The 3,257-nt window shown below is 73.8% G+C and carries 2 protein-coding genes and 1 pseudogene; 2 read left to right on the top strand and 1 reads right to left on the bottom strand.

Annotated features, from left to right (window positions below):
• Window positions 1-253: 253 nt before the first annotated feature.
• Window positions 254-1,630, bottom strand: a complete 1,377-nt coding sequence (locus AWZ10_RS09775) for an SWIM zinc finger family protein (protein ID WP_060890880.1) — start codon at window positions 1,628-1,630, stop codon at window positions 254-256.
• Between the two features lie 133 nt (window positions 1,631-1,763).
• Between AWZ10_RS09775 and AWZ10_RS09770 the strand changes: the two genes are divergently transcribed.
• Together AWZ10_RS09770 and AWZ10_RS09765 are read left to right on the top strand one after the other, a co-directional pair.
• Entirely contained in the window at window positions 1,764-2,918 is a 1,155-nt protein-coding gene (locus tag AWZ10_RS09770; protein WP_208618474.1) for an ATP-binding protein, read from the top strand.
• A pseudogene (locus AWZ10_RS09765) lies at window positions 2,915-3,257 on the top strand (hypothetical protein); the annotation flags it as partial. The gene AWZ10_RS09770 and the pseudogene AWZ10_RS09765, both read left to right, overlap by 4 nt.

Raw genomic sequence — 3,257 nt, 5'->3', positions numbered from 1 at the left:
CGCACGGTCTCCACGGCCGCCGCGTCCAGCAACGCCACGGGCGCCTCCCGGCCCGGCACCGGCACGGTCGGCGCACGACGATCCGTCCCGAGCAGCGCGGTCGTGACCAGCTCCTCCCAGGCGAGCCCCGCCGTGGTCGCCGTAGCGGATGACGTGCCTGACGTACTGGTCATGCGGGGTTCCTTCCGTACAGGGACGGTCGCAGGCGACGAACCGCCGCTCCCGTCGCCGCCTGCCTGGCCGCCGTCTCTCCTCACCACAGCGTCACCGCCTGCCCGGGCGGCCACTGCGCACCTTGCGGCTCCTCCGCCCATGCCGTCAGCGGTGTGAAGCCCCGGTGTCCGCACTCGCCGAAGACGGTGACGGGCGTGCCGCCGGAGAGGGCCATGAGGCGCCACAGGCCGGGGCGGGAGCGGGCGGAGGGGGCGAGGGGAAGAGCGAGATCGCTGTCGGCGTCGGCCAGTTGCCAGGAGTCGCCGTCCGGGGCGGGGATGACGCGCGCGAGGGTGACCGGGACGGAGTCCAGCCAGGGATCGTCCCGGAGGGCCGCGCCGTAACGGGCCGCCGCTTCGGACGGAGTGATCCCCGGCGGTCGTACGGCGGTGGGCTCGGGCGCGGTGAACCGCTCACCCAGGGCCGCTCGAAGCTGACCCGCGCCCGGGTAGGCCGACACCTCGGCCTCGAAGGCCAGTCCGACCGGCAGCGACAGCTCGGGTGCCCGGCCGGCGGCTCCGTAGGAGAGGAGCAGCGCCGTACGGCCCGACTCGGTGCCGTGCAGCCAGATGCGGCGGGTGGTGAGAGTGGAGTCGGACCTGTCGTACTGCGCGAGGGCGAGCCAGCGGTCGCGGACCGGTGGGCCGTCCGGGGAGCCGGGCAGGCCGATCCGGGAGCGGACCGTGGCCGCGAGGCCGTCCGGGAGACGGTCGCGGCGCAGCCAGCCCTGGTCGAGAAGATGGAGCAGCGCGCACTCCTCCAGGAGGCGGACCGGCCAGCCTGGGCCGGAGCCCGGTATCGCGCCCAGTTCCCGCACCCGCGCCGCCAGTCCGGGGGCCTGGGCGTCGACCATGCGGGCCGCCGTCTCCTCCCACAGTCCGTACCCCGCCTGTTCCGCGGCGGCCAGGCCGCCGCGGAACAGGTCGGTCAGGCGCTGTTCGAGCTCCGACGCGCCCGCGGTGATCCGGTCGGCACGCCGCTCCGCCCGGCGACGCGCGGCCTCGGGGTCAGCGGACGTGGCCCCAGATGCCCCGTCCGTCCTCGTCGTCCTCTCCGCTGCGCGCGTGCGGCGGCCTGACAGCCACTGCTGCGCCCAGTCCGGCACCGGCCCGGCCGGCACCGCGGCGTCGTCGCCCGCCCAGAGCAGGAGCAGCCCCAGCGCATGCTTGCACGGGAACTTCCTGCTCGGACAACTGCACTTGTACGCGGGCCCGGTGGAGTCCGCCACGTCGATGATCGTCTGATACGGCTTGCTGCCACTTCCTTTGCACAGTCCCCACACCGTCCCCTCGTCCGAACTGCCAGCACCCGACCACGGCCCGGCCGCGGCGAGTTTGCTTCCGGCTTTGCGCGACGCTGCGTCAGGTGCCAATGCCAGCACCTGCTCAGCCGTCCAGCGCACCCCCTGCTGAGTCATGTTCTGAAGGTAGATCCCACCACTGACAATTGGCTTGCGCGATCCAATTTCCGCAGGTCAGACTGGATTGTCAGTGGTGTGGTGCAGTGTGGTCCCCAGATCCGAACCGGCCGAGCTGGAGGGGGACTCAGCCATGCCTGTGTCTGCTGGAACGACCACTGTCGACCCGAGCCACAACCAGTCCGCGCCCGCGAACACGCGTACGGGCGGTGAGGTGCTGCGGGCACACGCCGAGCACGCCTTCGCCGATGAACTGGCCTTGCTGGCCGCCCGGGACGACCGGCCCCGGCCGGCCCGCTGGAAGCTCTCGCCGTGGGCCGTCGCCACATATCTGCTCGGCGGGACGCTCCCGGACGGCACGGTCATCACACCGAAGTACGTCGGGCCGCGCCGCATCGTCGAAGTCGCCGTCACCACCCTCGCCACCGACCGCGCCCTGCTCCTGCTCGGCGTGCCCGGCACCGCCAAGACCTGGGTGTCCGAGCACCTGGCGGCGGCTGTCAGCGGCGACTCCACGCTGCTCGTGCAGGGCACGGCGGGCACCCCGGAGGAGGCGATCCGCTACGGCTGGAACTACGCGCAGCTGCTCGCCCACGGCCCGAGCCGCGACGCCCTCGTGCCCAGCCCCGTCATGCGGGCCATGGCGGAGGGCATGACGGCCCGCGTCGAGGAGCTGACCCGCATCCCGGCCGACGTCCAGGACTCGCTGATCACGATCCTGTCCGAGAAGACGCTGCCGATACCGGAGTTGGGGCAGGAGGTGCAGGCCGTCCGGGGCTTCAACCTCATCGCCACGGCCAACGACCGCGACCGCGGGGTGAACGACCTGTCGAGCGCCCTGCGCCGCCGTTTCAACACGGTGGTGCTGCCGCTGCCGGAGAGCGCCGACGCCGAGGTCGACATCGTCTCGCGCCGCGTCGACCAGATCGGCCGCTCCCTCGACCTGCCGGCCGTGCCCGACGGCGTCGACGAGATCCGCCGCGTCGTCACGGTCTTCCGCGAGCTGCGCGACGGCGTCACGACGGACGGCCGTACGAAGCTGAAGTCGCCCAGCGGCACGCTGTCCACCGCGGAGGCGATCTCCGTCGTCACGGGCGGGCTCGCCCTCGCCGCCCACTTCGGTGACGGCGTCCTGCGCGCCTCCGACGTCGCCGCCGGCATCCTCGGCGCCGTCGTCCGCGACCCGGCCGCCGACCGCGTCGTCTGGCAGGAGTACCTGGAGGCGGTCGTCCGCGAGCGCGACGGCTGGACCGACTTCTACCGTGCCTGCCGCGAGGTGAGCGCGTGACGGGGCGCGTGATGGGGCGCGGGGAGGGAGCGGCGGACACCGACGACGGCACCCTGGCCGAAGGAGCGGGCCGGGCGGCCGGGGGAGAGACGCGGGGCGGGGCGGAGGTGACGCGTGGGGTGAGGACGCCGCCTGAGACGCGGGGCGGGCCGGGGGTGCGTGACGGGGTGGACGCGGATACCGAGGACGAAGTGCGGCGTGAGGTGAGGGCGCCCGCCGGAGGGGAGACGTACGGCGGGGCGGATGCGGTCGGCGGTGCGGGGGCGTACGCCGCGGCGGAGGCGGCCCGTGGGGTGCGGGTGCCCGGTGGTGGGCCGTTGCTGCTCGGGGTGCGGCATC

The organism is Streptomyces europaeiscabiei (assembly GCF_001550375.1).
GTDB classification, from domain to species: Bacteria; Actinomycetota; Actinomycetes; order Streptomycetales; family Streptomycetaceae; genus Streptomyces; species Streptomyces europaeiscabiei.
The sequence above is the reverse complement of the archived record's forward strand: the minus strand, read 5'-3'. Positions and strand labels throughout refer to the sequence as shown.

Excerpts from the sequence above, each read along its gene's own strand:
- AWZ10_RS09775 (WP_060890880.1), bottom strand. The coding sequence starts at position 1,630 with ATGACTCAGCAGGGGGTGCGCTGGACGGCTGAGCAGGTGCTGGCATTG.
- AWZ10_RS09770 (WP_208618474.1), top strand. The coding sequence starts at position 1,764 with ATGCCTGTGTCTGCTGGAACGACCACTGTCGACCCGAGCCACAACCAG.